Raw genomic sequence first — 15,613 nt, 5'->3', positions numbered from 1 at the left:
ACCCCTAACACCGCGGTTCTGCCTGACAGATCCGCGGTGTTTTTTATGGGGCCTGCTTCGCAGGCCAACGCGGGCAAGCCCGCTCGCCACATAAACCCATCAACCACCACGACGCCGTTCTTCACCACAAGCCCGGCTCCCCGGGACAATCCGCTTCATCCGACAAAGTAGTTAGCCTGCTTTCTTTTCCCGCAAGCCCTTGCCATCATGCCCTCACCGCCCGCCCGCGAACGAGTGACCATGCCTGACGCCGCCCCCTCCTCCCTGTCGATCACCTTGAAGATCGTCTCGATCGTCTTCTACACCTTCATCGCCTTTATCTGCATCGGCCTGCCGATTGCGGTCATTCCAGGTTATGTGCACGAACAACTGGGCTTCAGCGCCGTGGTCGCCGGGGTAGCCATCGGCTCGCAGTACCTGGCCACCCTGCTCAGCCGTCCCATGGCCGGGCGCATGTCCGACAACGTGGGCACCAAGCGCGCCATTGTGCTGGGGCTCGCGGGTATTCTGATCAGTGGCGTGCTGACCTTTATCGCGACGCTGCTGCAGAGCATGCCCAGCGTCAGCCTGGGTATTCTGATCGCTGGGCGCTTGCTGCTGGGCGTGGCTCAGGGCCTGATCGGCGTGGGCACCATCAGTTGGTGCATGGGCGCGGTAGGTGCGGAACATACCGCGCGCTCGATTTCCTGGAATGGCATTGCGTCCTACGGCGCCATCGCCATCGGTGCACCGCTGGGCGTGGTGATGGTCGCGCAATATGGCTACACCAGCCTCGGCCTTGCGTTGTCGGTATTGGCGGCGCTGGGCCTGGCGCTGATCCGCAATAAACCGTCAGTGCCGGTGGTGCGCGGTGAACGTCTGCCGTTCTGGGCGGTGTTCGGACGCATCGCGCCGTTTGGCGCCAGCCTCTGCCTGGCGTCTATCGGCTATGGCACGCTGACGACCTTCATTACCCTGTACTACCTCAATCGTGGCTGGGCCGGCGCGGCGTATTGCCTCACGGTATTCGGCGTGTGCTTTATCCTGTCGCGCCTGGTATTCATCTCGGCGATCAGCCGCTTTGGTGGCTTTCGCGCAGCGATTGCCTGCATGACCATCGAGACGTTCGGCCTGACCCTGCTGTGGCTGGCGCCGTCCACCAGTGTCGCGTTGATCGGTGCGGGGCTGACTGGCTTCGGCTTGTCGCTGGTGTACCCAGCCCTGGGCGTGGAGGCCATCAAGCAAGTGCCCAATAGCAGCCGGGGTGCGGGGCTGAGTGCGTATGCGGTGTTTTTCGACCTGGCCCTGGCGATCGCCGGGCCACTGATGGGCGCCGTGGCACTGAACTTAGGCTACGGCTGGATTTTCTTCTGCGCCGCCTTGCTGTCGGTCACAGCCCTGGGCCTCACGCTGCTGCTCAAGCGTCGCGCCTACTGATCGGCGGTCTGCAAACCGGCACGGGTGGATTGCCCAAGGGTGTGGGTGAAAAATCGCCCGGCCTCGGAGATCAGGTCGCGGTGGATGCCTTCGCGGTCGACACCGTCGGCATCGGTGCAGATGGCCGGCATCGCGGCCAATTGGTCACTGTCACACGGCGCCATGAACACAAAGTGACCGGCCCCGGCCAGCAGCTTGAAGTCCGGCGGTTCAGGCAGCTTGCGCGCCAGGGCGGCAGCGTTCTTGTCCACGGCAACCAGTTTGTCGCCGTCGCCACTGTAGAGCAGCACCGGCACGTGCACGTCGGCCAGGGTGTGGCGGCCGAACATCAGGCTCAACGGCGCCATCAGCATCAAGGCATGGATGCGCGGGTCGGCTTGCGGCTGCAAGTCATCGCGGTCCATCACCAACTCGCCTTTGGTGGTACAGGCGTCACGGTCTTCCGGGCGCTCCTGGCAATAGCGGCGCAGGCGATCGAAATCCGGCTTGGCGCCCGCCAGGATCAACGCCGTCTCGCCACCGGCGGAATAGCCGATAACGCCCACCTGATCGATGTTGACGAACGGCGACAGCATCGGGTCGCCCAGCGTCGCCGTGATCGCTTGGGAAATCTGGATCGGCCGGCCATACAGGTTGCTCACCGTGCCCAGTCGGCTGTGGTCCTTGTAGTTGTCACCCGGGTGCAACACCGCGACCACCACAAAGCCTTTGCGCGCCAGGGACGTAGCCAGGTCATGCAGGGCCAGCGGCGTGCCGGTGTTGCCATGGGACAGCATCAGCATCGGGAAGCGCCCGATGGCGATCCTGGAATCTTCGGTGGCGGCGACGTGATAGGCGCCCAATTGCGTGGTGTGCTCAAGGCCGGTAGACGGGTAGAACGCCACAGCCTTCATCGGTTGCTGGTCCAGCGGGTCCAGAAACGTCATGCGGTGGAAGCCCACACTCCAATGGGGGTGCGGCCCAGGTGCGGCGTGCACTGAAATCAGGCCGCCGAGCAGGGAAAGAACCATAACAGCACAAAGACGCATCATGGGGATGTCCACCTTTGCTGCGTGAGAACCAACATATCGAAAGAAAAGCCCTGGGTGTCAAACCCAGGCTTGCACAACTTGGGCCACATTAAAAAAGACAGCGGGCAAACGAAAAAACTCCGCACCCTGCTCGCGTTCAGGCGAGCAGAATACAGAGTTTAGGCGCTCGGCTTCAGATTGAAACCGCGAGCAACGCAAATTTACACAAGCCTTACGCGGCAGCGAACAGTTGTTCGTTGATCTGCACGTTGGCGTCGTTCAAGGACTTGCTGCGCACTTCATCACCGTAGGCCAGGCCTTCGGCACGGACGATTTCGATGTCGGTGATGCCGAGGAAACCGAACAGCAGTTTCAAGTAGCCTTCATGGGCTGCGCCCGACGCTTGCCCGGCATGCAGGCCACCGGCGGTGGACACGATGATGACTTTTTTGTTGCCGCACAGGCCTTCAGGGCCGGCTTCGGTGTAGCGGAAGGTCTGGCCGGCGACGGCAATGCGGTCGATCCAGGCTTTGAGCTGGGTGGGGATGGTGAAGTTGTACATAGGTGCACCCACCACGATGGCATCGGCGGCCAGGAACTCGGCCAGCGACGATGCGCTCAACTCGGCTTCGTGCTTTTGCGCGGCATCGCGCAGGTCGGCGGCGGTGCCCAGTGCACCCAGGGTCGCGCCGGAGAAGTGGTTGATGGCTTCGCTGGCCAGGTCGCGGTAGGTGACTTCCACACCCGCATCAGCCGCTTGCCAGGCCTTGACCACACCCGCGCTGAGCTGACGGGAAGCCGAGTTGTCGCCGAGGATGCTGGAATCGATATGCAACAGTTTCATGGGAAAGCTCCAAAGTAGGGTCAGGGGTGTCGATAAGATGTTGGTAAGCCTACGCATCAAACCAATAGCCGATAAGACCCTTGAAATGCGATAGTTTGTCCCACTGACAGGACAATAGGCCGACCATGCAAGACCTCAATGACCTTTACTATTTCGCCAAAGTCGTCGAAGCCGGCGGTTTTGCGTCGGCCGGGCGGCTGTTGGGGGTTCCCAAGTCGCGGCTGTCGCGGCGGATTGCCGAACTGGAAGAGCGCCTCGGCGCCCGACTGCTGCAACGCACCACCCGCCAATTGACCCTCACCGCCGTCGGCGAGCGCTACTTACGCCATTGCCAGGCCATGCTGCTGGAGGCGGAAATGGCCGATGAGGCCGTGGCCAGCATGTCCAGCGAACCCCGTGGGCGCCTGCGGGTCAGTTGCCCGGTGGGCATGGCGCAGCACATCCTGCCGGAACTGGTGGCGGGGTTTCTGGCGGCGCACCCGCTGGTGCAACTGGAAATGACCCTGGTCAACCGCCGCGTCGACCTGGTGGCCGAAGGCATCGATGTGGCGCTACGCGTCCGTGAAATGGGCGATGAAGACCCGCTGCTGGTGACCAAGCGGCTGCGCCAGGCACAGATCGCGCTGGTCGCCAGCCCTGCACTGTTGCGGGATCGGCAAGTCAATACTCTCGAGGACCTCAAGCAGTTGCCGATACTCGGCGCGCTGGAGGCCGATCGCCTGGTGCACCAGCGCATTCTCGACCCCCAGGGCAACGCCCACGAACTGGCAATGGAGGCCCGCCTGGGCATCGATGATTTCATCGTGCGCCGGGCCAGCGCGGTCATGGGCCTGGGCTTTACCGTGCTGCCAATGATGTATTGCGAAGAGGAATTGGCCAGCGGGCGTCTGGTGCAACTGCTGCCGGAATGGTCGTTGCCGGGCGGCTGGTTGCAGGCTGTGTACCCGCATCGGCGCGGCGTGCTGCCGGCCATTCGCGCCTGGATCGATTACCTGGAAGAAGGCTTCAAGGGCTGTGGAGATCGTTTGCTATGAACATGACTGAAGAACACGTCGCGCGCTTCTGCCTGAGCCTGCCCGGCGCGCGCGAAGACTATAAATGGGGCGGTGTGCGGGTATTTTCGATTGCCGGCAACAAGATGTTCGCCCTGCAAAACCTGCGCGGTGACTCGCTGGCGTTCAAGGTCGACAAGGAACTGTTCCTCGGCCACGTCGACCGCCCGGGCATCCACCCGGCGCCGTACCTGGCGCGGGCGCAGTGGATCATCATGAACACGCCCTACCCACTGGGCGCCGAGGAGCTGCGGGGCTTGCTACAGCGCTCCCACCAGTTGGTGGTGAGCAAGCTGCCCAAGCGCACGCAGATCGGCTTGCTGCTAGAGGACTGAAAGCAACGTGCCGCCGAGGAACAGCTGGTCGAGCCAGAACACTTGGTGCAACAGCACGATCACCCAGAACAACACCTGATACGACACCTTGCGCGTCTTGTGGCGAAACACTTGCTGGGCAATCAGCGCGCCCGGCCAGCCGCCCGCCAGTTCCACCGCGTGCAGGATGTTCTCCGGGGTGCGCCAGCGGTCGGTACGCGCCTTGCGCTTGTCGCTCCAGTACAGGAAAAACGCGATCACGCTGACCACGCCATAGGCCACCAGTGGGATCACCGTTTCGCCGCGCAGCCACACCAGCACTGAGCCTACCAGCGGTGCCGCGCACACCAACACAAAAATCGCGGCTTTGAGGCGTGGGTGCTGTATCGTCATGCCTGGGCCGCTGTCCAGTCGATCCAACCGAACTGCCAGGTCGCCAGGATCAGCAAGCCGAACGCAATGCGGTACCAGGCAAACGCCGCATAGCTGTGGCTGGCAATGAACTTGAGCAGGCCCTTGACCGCGATCATCGCGAAGATGAACGAGGTCACAAAGCCGAGCGCGAACACCGGCAGGTCGGCCGGCTGGAACAGGTCGCGGTACTTGTAGCCCGAGTACACCGCCGCACCGACCATGGTCGGCATCGCCAGGAAAAACGAGAATTCGGTGGCGGTCTTGCGCGACAACCCAAACAGCAGGCCGCCGATAATCGTCGAGCCCGAGCGCGAGGTGCCCGGGATCATCGCCAGGCACTGGGCAAAACCGACCTTGAGTGCGTCCTTCCAGGTAATCTCATCGACGGTCTCGGCATGCACCGCATGCTCGCGGCGTTCGGCCCACAACATGACGATGCCGCCCACCACCAATGCCGTGGCCACGGTGATCGGGTTGAACAGGTAGTGGTGAATCAGGTCGGCAAAAATCACCCCCAGCACCACCGCCGGCAGAAACGCGATCAGCAGGTTGAGGGTAAAGCGCTGCGCGTTGCGCTGGGTGGGCAAGCCCGTGACAACGTCGAGGATCTTGCGCCGGAACTCCCAGACAACCGCCAGGATCGCGCCGAGCTGAATGATGATGTTGAACGCCATGGCGCGTTCGCCGCCGAAGTCCAGCAAGTCGGCGACAATAATCTGGTGGCCGGTGCTGGAGATCGGCAAGAACTCCGTCAACCCTTCCACTACGCCGAGGATCAATGCCTGAACGGCAGTCCACAAATCCATACTTCCCCCAAAGGTCATGCTCAACGGCATGCCTTAATAATCTTTTTTAGTGGTTCACTGACGACAAGGCCCGGCGGTGATGTTCAACGCCAGTTTATGAAAAAGCGTGCAGAAATTTCGTGAAAAATCAGGCGCTACTCAGGTTTTCCGATTTCAGGCCGAAAGCCTATCAGACAAGCCGGAAAAGTCGATGCGGCGCCCACAATTATAAAAAGCACGGAGTGACAGGACGATGAACAGTTTGCGCAATATGTCGATCAGCCGGCGACTCTGGCTGATCCTGATAGTCGCCGTGCTGATGCTGCTGGCGTTGGGCTTGCTGATGCTCAAGCAGATCCATGACGACCTGTACCAGGCCAAGCGCCAGCAGACCCAACACGTGGTCCAGACCGCCAGCGGGATTCTGACCTTCTATCACGGCCTCGAAACCACCGGCGTAATGACGCGCGACGCCGCGCAGAAACAGGCCCTCAGCGCCGTGCGCGGTTTGCGCTATGACCACGACGACTATTTCTGGATCAACGACCTCACGCCAGTGATGATCATGCACCCGGCCAACCCCAAGCTCGACGGCCAGAACCTCTCGGCGATCCGCGACCCCGACGGGTTTGCGGTGTTCAACGAGTTCGTGCTCCTGGCCAAGGCCAAGGGCGCCGGCATCGTCAATTACCGATGGCCCAAGCCGGGAGCCGATGCGCCGGTGGCGAAAACCTCGTACATCCAACTGTTCGAACCCTGGGGCTGGATTATCGGCTCCGGCGTGTACGTGGATGATGTGCAGGCCGAGTTCAGCGGCCAGGTCTGGAAAGCCTCGTTTATCGGCCTGGGCATTGCGCTGGTGATGGGCTTGCTCGTCACGCTGATCGCCCGCAGCATCGTGCGGCCGTTGCAGGCAGCGGTAAACGCCATGGCCAATATCGCCAGCGGCGAAAGCGACCTGACCCGCAGCCTCGACACCCATGGCCGCGATGAGGTCACCCAACTGTCCCAGCACTTCAACAGCTTTACCGCCAAGCTGCGCCAGGTAGTGGGCCAGTTGCAGGTGTGTGCCAATGCGCTGGGCCAGTCCTCCTCGGAGCTGGGCACCAACGCCACCCAGGCCCACGACCGCAGCCAGCAGCAATCCCAACAGATGGAACTGGTGGCCACCGCGATCAATGAAGTGACCTATGGCGTGCAGGATGTGGCCAAAAACGCCGAACACGCCGCCAGTGAAATGCGCGACGCCCAAGCCCAGGCCCAGCAAGGCCAGGTCAATATCGACAGCAGCCTGCAACAGATCGACCAGCTTTCCAGCACCATCAGCCAGGCCGTGGACGTGATCCGCACGCTGTCCAGCGAAAGCACGCAGATTGGTGGCGTGCTGGAAGTGATCCGCTCCATCGCCGACCAGACCAACCTGCTGGCGCTGAACGCGGCGATTGAAGCGGCGCGCGCCGGCGAACAAGGCCGGGGGTTTGCGGTGGTGGCCGATGAAGTGCGCCTGCTGGCCCAACGTACGCAAAAATCCACCGCCGAAATCCAGGTGATGATCGAGCGCCTGCAGGGCCATTCGGAAGCGGCGGTCAAGGTGATCAGCGACAGCCACAGTGCGTCGCAACTGACCATCGAACAAGCCGGCCAGGCCGGCGCCAGCCTCACCGCCATCGGCCAGGCGCTGCGCAACCTCAATGGGCTGAACGCCTCGATCGCCAGCGCCACCCTGCAGCAGGCCCATGTGGTGGAAGACATCAACCAGAACGTTACCCAGGCTGCCGGGCTGTCCCACAGCACGGCGCTGGCGGCGGAGCAGTCGAGTGTGGCCAGCACGCAGTTGCGTGGGTTGAGCGAACAGCTTGACGGGCTGCTCCGCCAGTTCCGGATCTGACACCGCTCAACAGGTGGGAGGGGGCTTGCTCCCGATGGCAGTCTCTCAGTCGATACATACATGACTGATACACCGCCATCGGGAGCACGCCCCCTCCCACATTTGTTCTCCTGTGTTTTGTAGATTGGTTGCCTCTGGGTACAATCACCGCCCTCTCCCACTCCCCCGAGGAACCGCCATGTCCGGGCTTGAACTGTTCGCCGCTGCCCTGGGGGTGATCGCCGTGTGGCTGACGGTCAAGCAGAACCCCTGGTGCTGGCCCATCGGCCTGGTGATGGTGTTGCTCTACACCTGGGTGTTCTTCGACGTGAAACTCTATTCCGACATGCTGCTGCAAGTGGTTTACGCCGTCTTGCAACTGTATGGCTGGTGGCAGTGGACCCGCGCCGGTACGGTCCAGCAAGGGCGCCAGGTGACCAGCCTGACCTGGCCCGCGATCACGCAGAGCCTCGCCGTCGGGGCCGTCTTCAGCCTCGCGCTGGGCGCCGCCATGGCCCACTGGACCGACGCCGCCCAGCCATGGCTGGATGCCGCCCTCACCGGTTTCAGCCTCGTGGCGCAGCTGTGGATGGCGCAAAAGCGCGTGCAATGCTGGCCGCTGTGGATTGCCGTGGATGTGATCTTTGTCGGGCTGTTCCTCTACAAGGGCCTGTACCTCACCGCCGCGCTCTACGCGCTGTTCACGGTCATCGCCGTGCAGGGCTGGCGCGAATGGCGTACCGACCCGGCGTTGCACGCATGAAGGTGGTGGTGCTGGCCGGCCCCGAATCCAGTGGTAAAAGCTGGCTTGCCGGCCAGTTGCACGCGCACTTTGGCGGGCTGATGGTCGGTGAATACGTGCGGTATTTCATCGACCACCACCAGCGCGACACCTGCCTGGCGGATATCCCGGCCATCGCCCACGGCCAACTGGCCTGGGAGGATGCCGCCCGCGCCCAACAGCCACGCCTGCTGATCCTCGACACGCACCTGCTGACCAACGCACTGTGGAGCCAGACCCTGTTCGGCGACTGCCCGGCGTGGCTGGAGGTTGAGCTGCTGGCGCGCCACTACGACCTGCACCTGCTGCTGTCCCCGGACGACGTGGAATGGACCGCCGACGGCCAGCGCTGCCAACCGGCGCTGGCGGACCGTCAGGCGTTTTTCCAGGCGAGCCTGGCGTGGATGCACCAGCATCGACAGCCAGTGGTGGTGATTCGCGGGGACTGGGACGCGCGCCGCACGGCGGCGTTTGCTGCAGTGCAGCAACTCCTTCAGCCATAACACTGCACTTAAATGTGAGAGCGGGCTTGCTCGCGAATACGGTGTGTCAGCACCAGATTGATTGACTGACACACCGCCTTCGCGAGCAAGCCCGCTCCCACCGTTTTACAGCGCCTCAGGCCTTAGTAGCCCAACGACAGCCCGGTATTGCGACGCGGGTCATTCGCGCCATAGAAACGGTTGTTGCCGACCGGCTTGCCCTCCAGGGATGGCGCACCCACCAGGATCGCCGCCAAGTGGTTGGCATCCTGAGGGCCGGCAAATTTGTGGCCCCAGCTTTCGAGGATCTTCTGGGTATCGGGGCTCACCGCAAACGTCTCCAGGTTGGTGGTGTCCGGCATCCACTGCTGGTGGAAACGCGGCGCGTCCACGGCTTCCTGGATGTTCATCTTGTAGTCGATGACATTCAGGATGGTCAGCAAGGTCGCGGTAATAATCCGGCTACCGCCTGGCGTGCCCACCACCATCACCGTCTTGCCATCCTTGGTGACGATGGTCGGGCTCATCGACGACAGCGGCGCCTTTCCGGGTGCGATGGCGTTGGCTTCACCCTGGACCAGGCCGTACATGTTCGGCACGCCGACCTTGACGGTGAAGTCGTCCATTTCATCGTTGAGAATCACCCCGGTCTTGCTCGCCATCACACCCGCGCCGAACCAGTCGTTGAGGGTGTAGGTCACCGACACCGCGTTGCCCCACTTGTCGACGATCGAGTAATGCGTGGTGTTGTTGCCTTCATGGGGCGACACACCGGGCTTGATCGCCTGGGAATCACCGGCCTTCTGCGGTTCGATCGCAGCGCGCAGCTGGGTCGCGTAGTTTTTGTCGAGCAGATGCTCGATCGGGTTCTTCACGAAGTCCGGGTCGCCGAGGTAGCTGTTACGGTCTACGTAGGCGTGGCGCATCGCTTCAATCTGGTAGTGCAGCCCCTGGGCCGAGTGATAACCGAGGTCGGCCATCGGGTAGCCTTCGAGGATGTTCATGATCTGGCAGATCACCACGCCACCGGAGCTTGGCGGCGGCGCGGAGACTACGTGGTAACCCCGGTAGTCGCACTCGATGGGCGCCAGTTCGCGGGTCTTGTACTTATCGAGGTCGGCCTGAGTGATGATGCCCTTGCCGGCCTGGCTGGAATCCACCAGGGCCTTGGCCACCCAGCCTTTATAAAAACCGTCGCTGCCCTTGGCGGAGATTTCCTTGAGGGTCTTGGCCAGGTCTTTCTGCACCAGCTTCTGGCCGACCTGCATCGGCTGGCCGTTGTGCAGGAAGATCCCGCGCATATCTTTGTCTTTCTCGAACTCGCCGGTGGCGGTGTGCAGCAGGTCGATATCACCCTGCTCCAGTGCGAAGCCGTTTTCTGCCAGCTTGATCGCCGGGGCAATCACCTGCGCACGCTTGAGGGTGCCGTATTTGCTCAGGGCCAGCTCCATGCCGGAAACGGTGCCGGGCACGCCCACGGCCAAATGGCCCTTGGCACTCAAGCCCTCGATGACGTTGCCATCCTTGTCCAGGTACATAGTGGCAGTGGCCGCCAGCGGGGCTTTTTCGCGGAAGTCGAGGAAGGTCTTGCGCCCATCCGCCAATTGCACGGTCATAAACCCGCCGCCGCCCAGGTTACCCGCCGCCGGGTACACCACTGCCAGCGCGTAGCCCACGGCCACGGCCGCATCCACTGCGTTGCCGCCGGCCTTGAGCACATCCACGCCCACATGCGTTGCCAAATGCTGGGCCGTGACCACCATGCCGTTTTCACCGGCCACCGGGGCCTGGGACGCGGCGTGCACACCGCTGACGGTCAACACCAGCGCGGTGGCGATCAAGGTGCGGTTGAAGGGTTGGTATTTCATCCATGGCTACTCTGGTTATTGAGATGCACCAAAATAGTCCTTCCCAGATTTAATCCCCAGCGCAATGGCGTTTTTATTACAGAACTTGTCGGTCACAGAACGGCCCGTGCGCAGCCACGCTGCAAGTTCTCAATCTGCGCCGTCACATCCTCAAGGCCCAGATGCAGACGCAAGGCCAGGGTGCGGGCGAATATTCCCTGGCGCCTGGCGTAGCTGGCCGAGCCTGAAAAACGGGGCTGGCAATGGCAGGTTATGCCGTTAGAATCACCGGCTTTCCCGCCTGCCTCCCCTGACACGAGCCACTAGCCCCATGAGCTTTGATTTCGACACGATCCACCCACGCCAAGGCACCGGCAGCACCAAGTGGAACCGCTACCCCGCAGACGTTTTGCCGATGTGGATCGCCGACATGGACATCGCCGCGCCGCCCGCCGTATTGCAGGCCCTGCATGCGCGCCTGGACCAGCATATTCTCGGCTACAGCGTGGCCGGCCCGGACGTGCGTGAGGCGATCATCGCCGACCTGTGGGCCAAGTACGCCTGGCGCGTACAGCCAGAAGAACTGCTGTTTTTGCCCGGCGTCGAGCCTGGGTTCAACATGGCGCTGCACGCCTTCGTGCAACCGGGCCAGCCGGTGGTGCTGCAAACCCCCAACTATCGCCCGATCCGCCTGGCGCCCGGTCACTGGAACCTGCCGCGTATCGAGGTGCCGTTCCAGCAGGTCAACGGTGAATACCTCACGCCCCTGCCCGCCCTACGCCAGGCGTTGAGCGGTGCCGGCGCGCTGCTGCTGAGCAACCCGCACAACCCCATGGGCAAGGTCTTCCCGCGCGATGAGCTGCTGGCCGTGGCCACCGCCTGCCTGGAGCATGGCGCGCTGATCATCTCCGATGAAATCCATGCCGAGCTGTGCTTCGATGGCCGCCGCCACATTCCCACCGCCAGCCTGAGTGATGAGATCGCCCAGCGCACCATCACCCTGATGTCCGCGAGCAAGGCCTACAACGTGGCCGGCTTGAAGACCTGTTTTGCCGTGGTGCAGAACGCCGAGATTCGCGAGCGCTTCAACCAGGCGCGCTGCGGGATGGTCGACAGTGTCAGCCCCCTGGGCCTGGAAGCCACCCGCGCGGCCTACAGCGAATGCGGTGAATGGCTGCACGCGCTGGTCGGCTACCTGCAGGCCAACCGCGACTACCTGCTCGACGCCGTGCAAACGCGCATGCCCGGCGTGGTGATGCACGCGCCCCAAGGTACTTTCCTGGCCTGGCTGGACTGCAGCGCCCTGGGCCTGGACGACCCGCAGCAGTTCTTCCTCGAACACGCCAAGGTCGGCCTGAGTGCGGGGATCGAATTCGGTGACGACAGCCAGCAGTTCGTGCGCCTGAACTTCGGCTGCCCACGGGCGATGCTGGAAGAAGGGTTGCAACGTATGGAGCGCGCACTGCTTCAGCGCTGACGCGCGGTTGCAGGCGTTAGGAAAGTGGGAGCAATGCTCCCACCGCAAAGCGGTTTTACAGCTTGGCGATCGACACTTCGGTGGATTTCACAAAGGCAATCACTTCGCTGCCGACTTTCAATTCCAGGTCACGCACCGAGCGGGTGGTGATCACTGAGGTGACGATGCCGGACGCGGTTTGCACGTCGATTTCGGACACCACTTCGCCCAGCAGGATTTCCTTGATTACGCCCTTGAACTGGTTGCGCACGTTGATCGCTTTAATGGTCATGTCGGGTTTCCTTTTGGCTGTTGGGTCAATCCGCACGAATGCGCAGGCCCTCAAAGTGCGCCATTGCGACGAACATTAAAAGGAATATATAACTCTTTATTTATATGATATGGATATATACAAACTGTTGCCCAGCCAACAGTGCTTCAACAATTTGCTTGCCTCCCCAACAGCCCCACGCGCTCCAGGCCCCGTAAAACCGCATTGCAGCAGATGGCACAGAGACTGCATATTCCTATAAAGCATGATGGAACATGCCAACTCAATTTCTGAATATAAGAAAGCCTTCTCTCAAACGCCTTGCCGGAGCTGTTCCATGAAACCCTTCACCCAACGTTTACTCGGCGCCTGCGCCCTCGCCCTGTGCCTGCAACCGCAGGCGTTCGCCGCCGACACCGACCCCGCCCAAGTCAACCTCGACTACGCCTACTACTCGCCCGTGAGCCTGGTGCTCAAGCATTTCGGCTGGCTCGAACAGGCCCTGCCCCAGAGCAAGGTCGGCTGGGTGTTGAGCCAGGGCAGCAACCGCTCGCTGGAATACCTCAACAGCGGCGGCGTGGACTTCGCTTCGTCGGCCAGCTTGTCGGCCGTGTTGAGCCGCGCTAATGGCAGCCCGATCAAATCGGTGTACGTCTACAGCCGCGCCGAATGGACGGCCCTGGTGGTGCGCAAAGACTCGCCATTCAAGAGCGTCACCGACCTCAAGGGCAAGAAAATCGCCGCCACCAAAGGCACCGACCCGTACCTGTTTACCTTGCGCAGCCTGCAACAGGCCGGGTTGAAAAAAGACGATGTAGAACTGGTGCACCTGCAACACCCGGACGGCCGTACCGCGCTGGAAAAAGGTGACGTTGACGCCTGGGCCGGTCTCGACCCGCATATGGCGGCCAGTGAAATCCAGGCCGGTTCGCGCCTGCTGTACCGCAACAAGGACTTCAACAGTTATGGCGTGGTCAGTGTCACCGAAAAATTTGCCAAGGAGCATCCGCAGACCATCACCAAGGTGCTCGGCGCCTATGAAAAAGCCCGCGACTGGGCAGTGAAACACCCGGATGAGTTTGCCAAGCTGCTCGCCGATGAATCCGGCCTGCCGCTGGAAGTGGCCAAGCTGCAACTGTCGCGTACCGACCTCAGCACGCCGTTGCTGAACGCCAAGGATGTGCAATCGTCAAAGGCGGCGGCGCCGATCCTGGTGTCCGAGGAATTGGTGCGCAAAGGGGTGAACGTGGACCAGGTGATCGACCAACTGATCGACACCTCGTTCGGCCAAACCCTGCCTAAGCAATAAGGGGCACCTGATGACCAGCAAAAGCCAAGCATTGCCGCTTCCGGCGCCCGTGGTTATCCAGCGCAGCGCCTGGCCAAGGCGCCTCAAAGGGCTGGTCTTGCCGGTGCTGATCCTGCTGATTCTGGAAGCGGTGGTGCGGGTGGGCTGGTTGCCGTCCTATCAGATGCCGGCACCCAGCGAAATCGCCGTGACTCTCAGCGATCTGGCTCAAGGCGCCTTGTGGAAACACATCAGCGCCAGCCTCGGTCGGGTGCTGCTGGGCTTTGCCATCGGCGCCAGCCTGGCCCTGGTGTTCGCCGCCTGGGTCGGCCTTAGCCGTGAAGCCGAAGCCTACCTGGAACCGACGTTCGCCGGGCTGCGTTCGATCCCGAGCCTGGCCTGGGTGCCGCTGTTGCTGCTGTGGTTGGGCATCGACGAAACCTCGAAGATCGTGCTGATTGCGATTGGCGCGTTTTTCCCGGTGTACCTCAATGGCGTGGCGGCGATCCGCGATATCGACCGCAAGCTGGTGGAAGTCGGCCAAATGTACGGCTTCAGCCGGCGCCGCCTGGTGCGGCGCATTCTGTTGCCGGCGGCCCTGCCCGGCTTGTTCACCGGGCTGCGCAGCGGCTTGAGCCTGGCGTGGATGTTTTTGGTGGCGGCCGAGCTGATCGCGGCCACCAAGGGCTTGGGTTACTTGCTCAGCGATGGGCGCGAAACCTCGCGGCCGGACATCGTGCTGGCGGCAATCATCGTGCTGGCGATGCTGGGCAAGATCACCGATGGCGTGCTCGCCGCGCTGGAGAAACATTGCCTGGCGTGGCGCGACACCTTCACCGGCCAAGGCACGGAGCAATGAGCATGCAAGCGTTATTGGACATTCGGGTGGAGCGTAAAAGCTTTGCCAGCACCACGGTTTTGCAAAACGTAAGCCTGGCGTTGCAGCCACGGGAAGCCGTGAGCCTGCTGGGCCCCAGTGGCTGCGGTAAAAGCACCTTGCTGCGCATCGTCGCCGGGCTGGAAAAGGACTTCCAGGGCGAACTGCGCAGCCCCGACGGCGAAGTCGCCTTTGTGTTCCAGGAGCCGCGGCTGATGCCGTGGCTCACGGTGGAACAGAACATCGGTTTCAGCGACGCCAACCACTACGACAAGGCCTGGGTCACGCAATTGATCGAGGAAGTCGGCCTCAAGGGCTTTGCCCAGGCGCTGCCCAAGGCGTTGTCCGGCGGCATGGCGCAACGGGTGGCGATTGCGCGCGGCCTGTATTCACGCCCGCAGGTGCTGTTGCTCGATGAGCCCTTCAGCGCAGTCGATGCATTTACCCGTATGAAGCTGCAAGACCTGCTGCTGCAACTGGCCGCCCACCATGCCATCGCCCTGCTGCTGGTGACCCATGACGTGGACGAGGCGCTGTACCTGAGTGATCGGGTACTGGTAATGGATAACCGGCCAAGCAGCATTCGCCAGGAACTGGCGGTCGACTTGCCGCACCCCAGGGACCGCCGCGACCCGCTGCTGGCCCAGCTCAAGGCATTGTCCTTGACCGAATTGCAGCGCGCACACGTGATCTAGCGGCGAATGCAGACACCCTGGCGAGCGGGCTTGCCCGCGTTGGGTCGCGCAGCGGCCCCAAAAACCTGGGAGCGCTGCGCACTCCAACGCGGGCAAGCCCGCTCGCCACATTTTCAGGCGGTGGTTTTGCGCAGGGTTAGCTGTAGCGCGCCTGCACCTCCCCAATTTGCTTTCGGGTGGCGATACCGGGGGCGGGGGGGTTTCCCCGTCTCTT

At 62.3% G+C, this 15,613-nt stretch carries 16 protein-coding genes and 1 pseudogene; 11 read left to right on the top strand and 6 right to left on the bottom strand.

Annotation, left to right across the window (positions count from 1 at the left end; all coding sequences use genetic code 11):
* The first annotated feature begins 240 nt into the window (after window positions 1-240).
* The gene (locus GIW02_RS25445) at window positions 241-1,416 is read left to right on the top strand and encodes an MFS transporter (protein WP_236418050.1); all 1,176 of its coding nucleotides are present in this window, start codon (window positions 241-243) and stop codon (window positions 1,414-1,416) included.
* Here GIW02_RS25445 and GIW02_RS25440 read toward each other — a convergent pair.
* Together GIW02_RS25440 and GIW02_RS25435 are read right to left on the bottom strand one after the other, a co-directional pair.
* Window positions 1,410-2,447 (bottom strand): alpha/beta hydrolase, encoded by a 1,038-nt coding sequence (locus tag GIW02_RS25440; protein ID WP_236418048.1) that lies wholly within the window; start codon window positions 2,445-2,447, stop codon window positions 1,410-1,412. The two genes, GIW02_RS25445 and GIW02_RS25440, sit on opposite strands and share 7 nt — an antisense overlap.
* A gap of 211 nt (window positions 2,448-2,658) precedes the next feature.
* Window positions 2,659-3,270 (bottom strand): FMN-dependent NADH-azoreductase, encoded by a 612-nt coding sequence (locus GIW02_RS25435; RefSeq protein ID WP_236418046.1) that lies wholly within the window; start codon window positions 3,268-3,270, stop codon window positions 2,659-2,661.
* Window positions 3,271-3,395: 125 nt separating this feature from the next.
* On the opposite strand from GIW02_RS25435, the gene GIW02_RS25430 reads away from it, so the two are divergent.
* Together GIW02_RS25430 and GIW02_RS25425 are read left to right on the top strand one after the other, a co-directional pair.
* Complete coding sequence (locus GIW02_RS25430; RefSeq protein ID WP_236418044.1) at window positions 3,396-4,304, top strand: LysR substrate-binding domain-containing protein; 909 nt, start codon at window positions 3,396-3,398, stop codon at window positions 4,302-4,304.
* The gene (locus tag GIW02_RS25425) at window positions 4,301-4,657 is read left to right on the top strand and encodes an MmcQ/YjbR family DNA-binding protein (RefSeq protein WP_236418039.1); all 357 of its coding nucleotides are present in this window, start codon (window positions 4,301-4,303) and stop codon (window positions 4,655-4,657) included. The genes GIW02_RS25430 and GIW02_RS25425 overlap by 4 nt, the downstream gene beginning before the upstream one ends.
* Here GIW02_RS25425 and GIW02_RS25420 read toward each other — a convergent pair.
* The gene (locus GIW02_RS25420) at window positions 4,646-5,029 is read right to left on the bottom strand and encodes a DUF1294 domain-containing protein (RefSeq protein ID WP_236418036.1); all 384 of its coding nucleotides are present in this window, start codon (window positions 5,027-5,029) and stop codon (window positions 4,646-4,648) included. The genes GIW02_RS25425 and GIW02_RS25420 overlap by 12 nt on opposite strands.
* Window positions 5,026-5,856: an undecaprenyl-diphosphate phosphatase gene (locus GIW02_RS25415; protein ID WP_236418034.1), complete on the bottom strand. Its 831-nt coding sequence runs from the start codon at window positions 5,854-5,856 to the stop codon at window positions 5,026-5,028. The genes GIW02_RS25420 and GIW02_RS25415 overlap by 4 nt, the downstream gene beginning before the upstream one ends.
* Window positions 5,857-6,088: 232 nt before the next feature.
* Here GIW02_RS25415 and GIW02_RS27440 point away from each other — a divergent pair.
* The 4 genes and pseudogenes from GIW02_RS27440 to GIW02_RS25400 all read left to right on the top strand — a co-directional run.
* Window positions 6,089-6,868, top strand: a pseudogene (locus tag GIW02_RS27440) (cache domain-containing protein); the annotation flags it as partial.
* Between the two features lie 120 nt (window positions 6,869-6,988).
* Complete coding sequence (locus GIW02_RS27435) at window positions 6,989-7,723, top strand: methyl-accepting chemotaxis protein (protein ID WP_456361654.1); 735 nt, start codon at window positions 6,989-6,991, stop codon at window positions 7,721-7,723.
* Window positions 7,724-7,901: 178 nt separating this feature from the next.
* Entirely contained in the window at window positions 7,902-8,465 is a 564-nt protein-coding gene (gene pnuC / locus GIW02_RS25405; protein WP_236418026.1) for a nicotinamide riboside transporter PnuC, read from the top strand.
* Window positions 8,462-8,986, top strand: coding sequence for an AAA family ATPase (locus GIW02_RS25400; RefSeq protein WP_236418051.1), 525 nt, complete (start codon window positions 8,462-8,464; stop codon window positions 8,984-8,986). The genes pnuC and GIW02_RS25400 overlap by 4 nt, the downstream gene beginning before the upstream one ends.
* A 122-nt stretch (window positions 8,987-9,108) precedes the next feature.
* Here GIW02_RS25400 and ggt read toward each other — a convergent pair whose 3' ends face one another.
* Window positions 9,109-10,833 carry a gamma-glutamyltransferase gene (ggt, locus tag GIW02_RS25395; RefSeq protein WP_236418024.1) on the bottom strand — a complete coding sequence of 575 codons (1,725 nt, stop codon included), beginning with the start codon at window positions 10,831-10,833 and terminating at the stop codon, window positions 9,109-9,111.
* 310 nt (window positions 10,834-11,143) lie between these two features.
* Between ggt and GIW02_RS25390 the strand changes: the two genes are divergently transcribed.
* A complete protein-coding gene (locus tag GIW02_RS25390; protein WP_236418021.1) occupies window positions 11,144-12,289 on the top strand; it encodes a PatB family C-S lyase in 1,146 nt (381 codons plus the stop codon).
* A 55-nt stretch (window positions 12,290-12,344) separates the two neighbouring features.
* On the opposite strand, the gene GIW02_RS25385 is transcribed toward GIW02_RS25390, so the two are convergent.
* Window positions 12,345-12,560, bottom strand: a complete 216-nt coding sequence (locus GIW02_RS25385) for a TOBE domain-containing protein (protein ID WP_003173733.1) — start codon at window positions 12,558-12,560, stop codon at window positions 12,345-12,347.
* A 316-nt stretch (window positions 12,561-12,876) separates the two neighbouring features.
* On the opposite strand from GIW02_RS25385, the gene GIW02_RS25380 reads away from it, so the two are divergent.
* The 3 genes from GIW02_RS25380 to GIW02_RS25370 are packed head-to-tail and all read left to right on the top strand — an operon-like array spanning window position 12,877 to window position 15,399.
* Window positions 12,877-13,848, top strand: coding sequence for an aliphatic sulfonate ABC transporter substrate-binding protein (locus tag GIW02_RS25380; RefSeq protein WP_236422168.1), 972 nt, complete (start codon window positions 12,877-12,879; stop codon window positions 13,846-13,848).
* Between the two features lie 10 nt (window positions 13,849-13,858).
* Complete coding sequence (locus tag GIW02_RS25375; protein ID WP_236419966.1) at window positions 13,859-14,686, top strand: ABC transporter permease; 828 nt, start codon at window positions 13,859-13,861, stop codon at window positions 14,684-14,686.
* Complete coding sequence (locus GIW02_RS25370) at window positions 14,683-15,399, top strand: ABC transporter ATP-binding protein (protein ID WP_236419967.1); 717 nt, start codon at window positions 14,683-14,685, stop codon at window positions 15,397-15,399. Before GIW02_RS25375 ends, GIW02_RS25370 begins: the two co-directional genes overlap by 4 nt.
* The last annotated feature ends 214 nt before the right edge of the window (window positions 15,400-15,613 follow it).

Origin of the sequence: Pseudomonas syringae (assembly GCF_021606685.1) — a bacterium.
GTDB lineage: Bacteria > Pseudomonadota > Gammaproteobacteria > Pseudomonadales > Pseudomonadaceae > Aquipseudomonas > Aquipseudomonas syringae_R.
This window is presented reverse-complemented; position numbering and strand designations above follow the sequence as displayed.

What these genes read in the sequence shown, in the direction of transcription:
- GIW02_RS25415 (WP_236418034.1), bottom strand. Translation starts at nt 5,856, where the DNA reads ATGGATTTGTGGACTGCCGTTCAGGCATTGATCCTCGGCGTAGTGGAA.
- GIW02_RS25370 (WP_236419967.1), top strand. Translation starts at nt 14,683, where the DNA reads ATGAGCATGCAAGCGTTATTGGACATTCGGGTGGAGCGTAAAAGCTTT.
- GIW02_RS25420 (WP_236418036.1), bottom strand. Translation starts at nt 5,029, where the DNA reads ATGACGATACAGCACCCACGCCTCAAAGCCGCGATTTTTGTGTTGGTG.
- GIW02_RS25425 (WP_236418039.1), top strand. Translation starts at nt 4,301, where the DNA reads ATGAACATGACTGAAGAACACGTCGCGCGCTTCTGCCTGAGCCTGCCC.
- ggt (WP_236418024.1), bottom strand. Translation starts at nt 10,833, where the DNA reads ATGAAATACCAACCCTTCAACCGCACCTTGATCGCCACCGCGCTGGTG.
- GIW02_RS25440 (WP_236418048.1), bottom strand. Translation starts at nt 2,447, where the DNA reads ATGATGCGTCTTTGTGCTGTTATGGTTCTTTCCCTGCTCGGCGGCCTG.
- GIW02_RS27435 (WP_456361654.1), top strand. Translation starts at nt 6,989, where the DNA reads ATGGAACTGGTGGCCACCGCGATCAATGAAGTGACCTATGGCGTGCAG.
- GIW02_RS25375 (WP_236419966.1), top strand. Translation starts at nt 13,859, where the DNA reads ATGACCAGCAAAAGCCAAGCATTGCCGCTTCCGGCGCCCGTGGTTATC.
- pnuC (WP_236418026.1), top strand. Translation starts at nt 7,902, where the DNA reads ATGTCCGGGCTTGAACTGTTCGCCGCTGCCCTGGGGGTGATCGCCGTG.
- GIW02_RS25400 (WP_236418051.1), top strand. Translation starts at nt 8,462, where the DNA reads ATGAAGGTGGTGGTGCTGGCCGGCCCCGAATCCAGTGGTAAAAGCTGG.
- GIW02_RS25380 (WP_236422168.1), top strand. Translation starts at nt 12,877, where the DNA reads ATGAAACCCTTCACCCAACGTTTACTCGGCGCCTGCGCCCTCGCCCTG.
- GIW02_RS25445 (WP_236418050.1), top strand. Translation starts at nt 241, where the DNA reads ATGCCTGACGCCGCCCCCTCCTCCCTGTCGATCACCTTGAAGATCGTC.
- GIW02_RS25435 (WP_236418046.1), bottom strand. Translation starts at nt 3,270, where the DNA reads ATGAAACTGTTGCATATCGATTCCAGCATCCTCGGCGACAACTCGGCT.
- GIW02_RS25390 (WP_236418021.1), top strand. Translation starts at nt 11,144, where the DNA reads ATGAGCTTTGATTTCGACACGATCCACCCACGCCAAGGCACCGGCAGC.
- GIW02_RS25385 (WP_003173733.1), bottom strand. Translation starts at nt 12,560, where the DNA reads ATGACCATTAAAGCGATCAACGTGCGCAACCAGTTCAAGGGCGTAATC.
- GIW02_RS25430 (WP_236418044.1), top strand. Translation starts at nt 3,396, where the DNA reads ATGCAAGACCTCAATGACCTTTACTATTTCGCCAAAGTCGTCGAAGCC.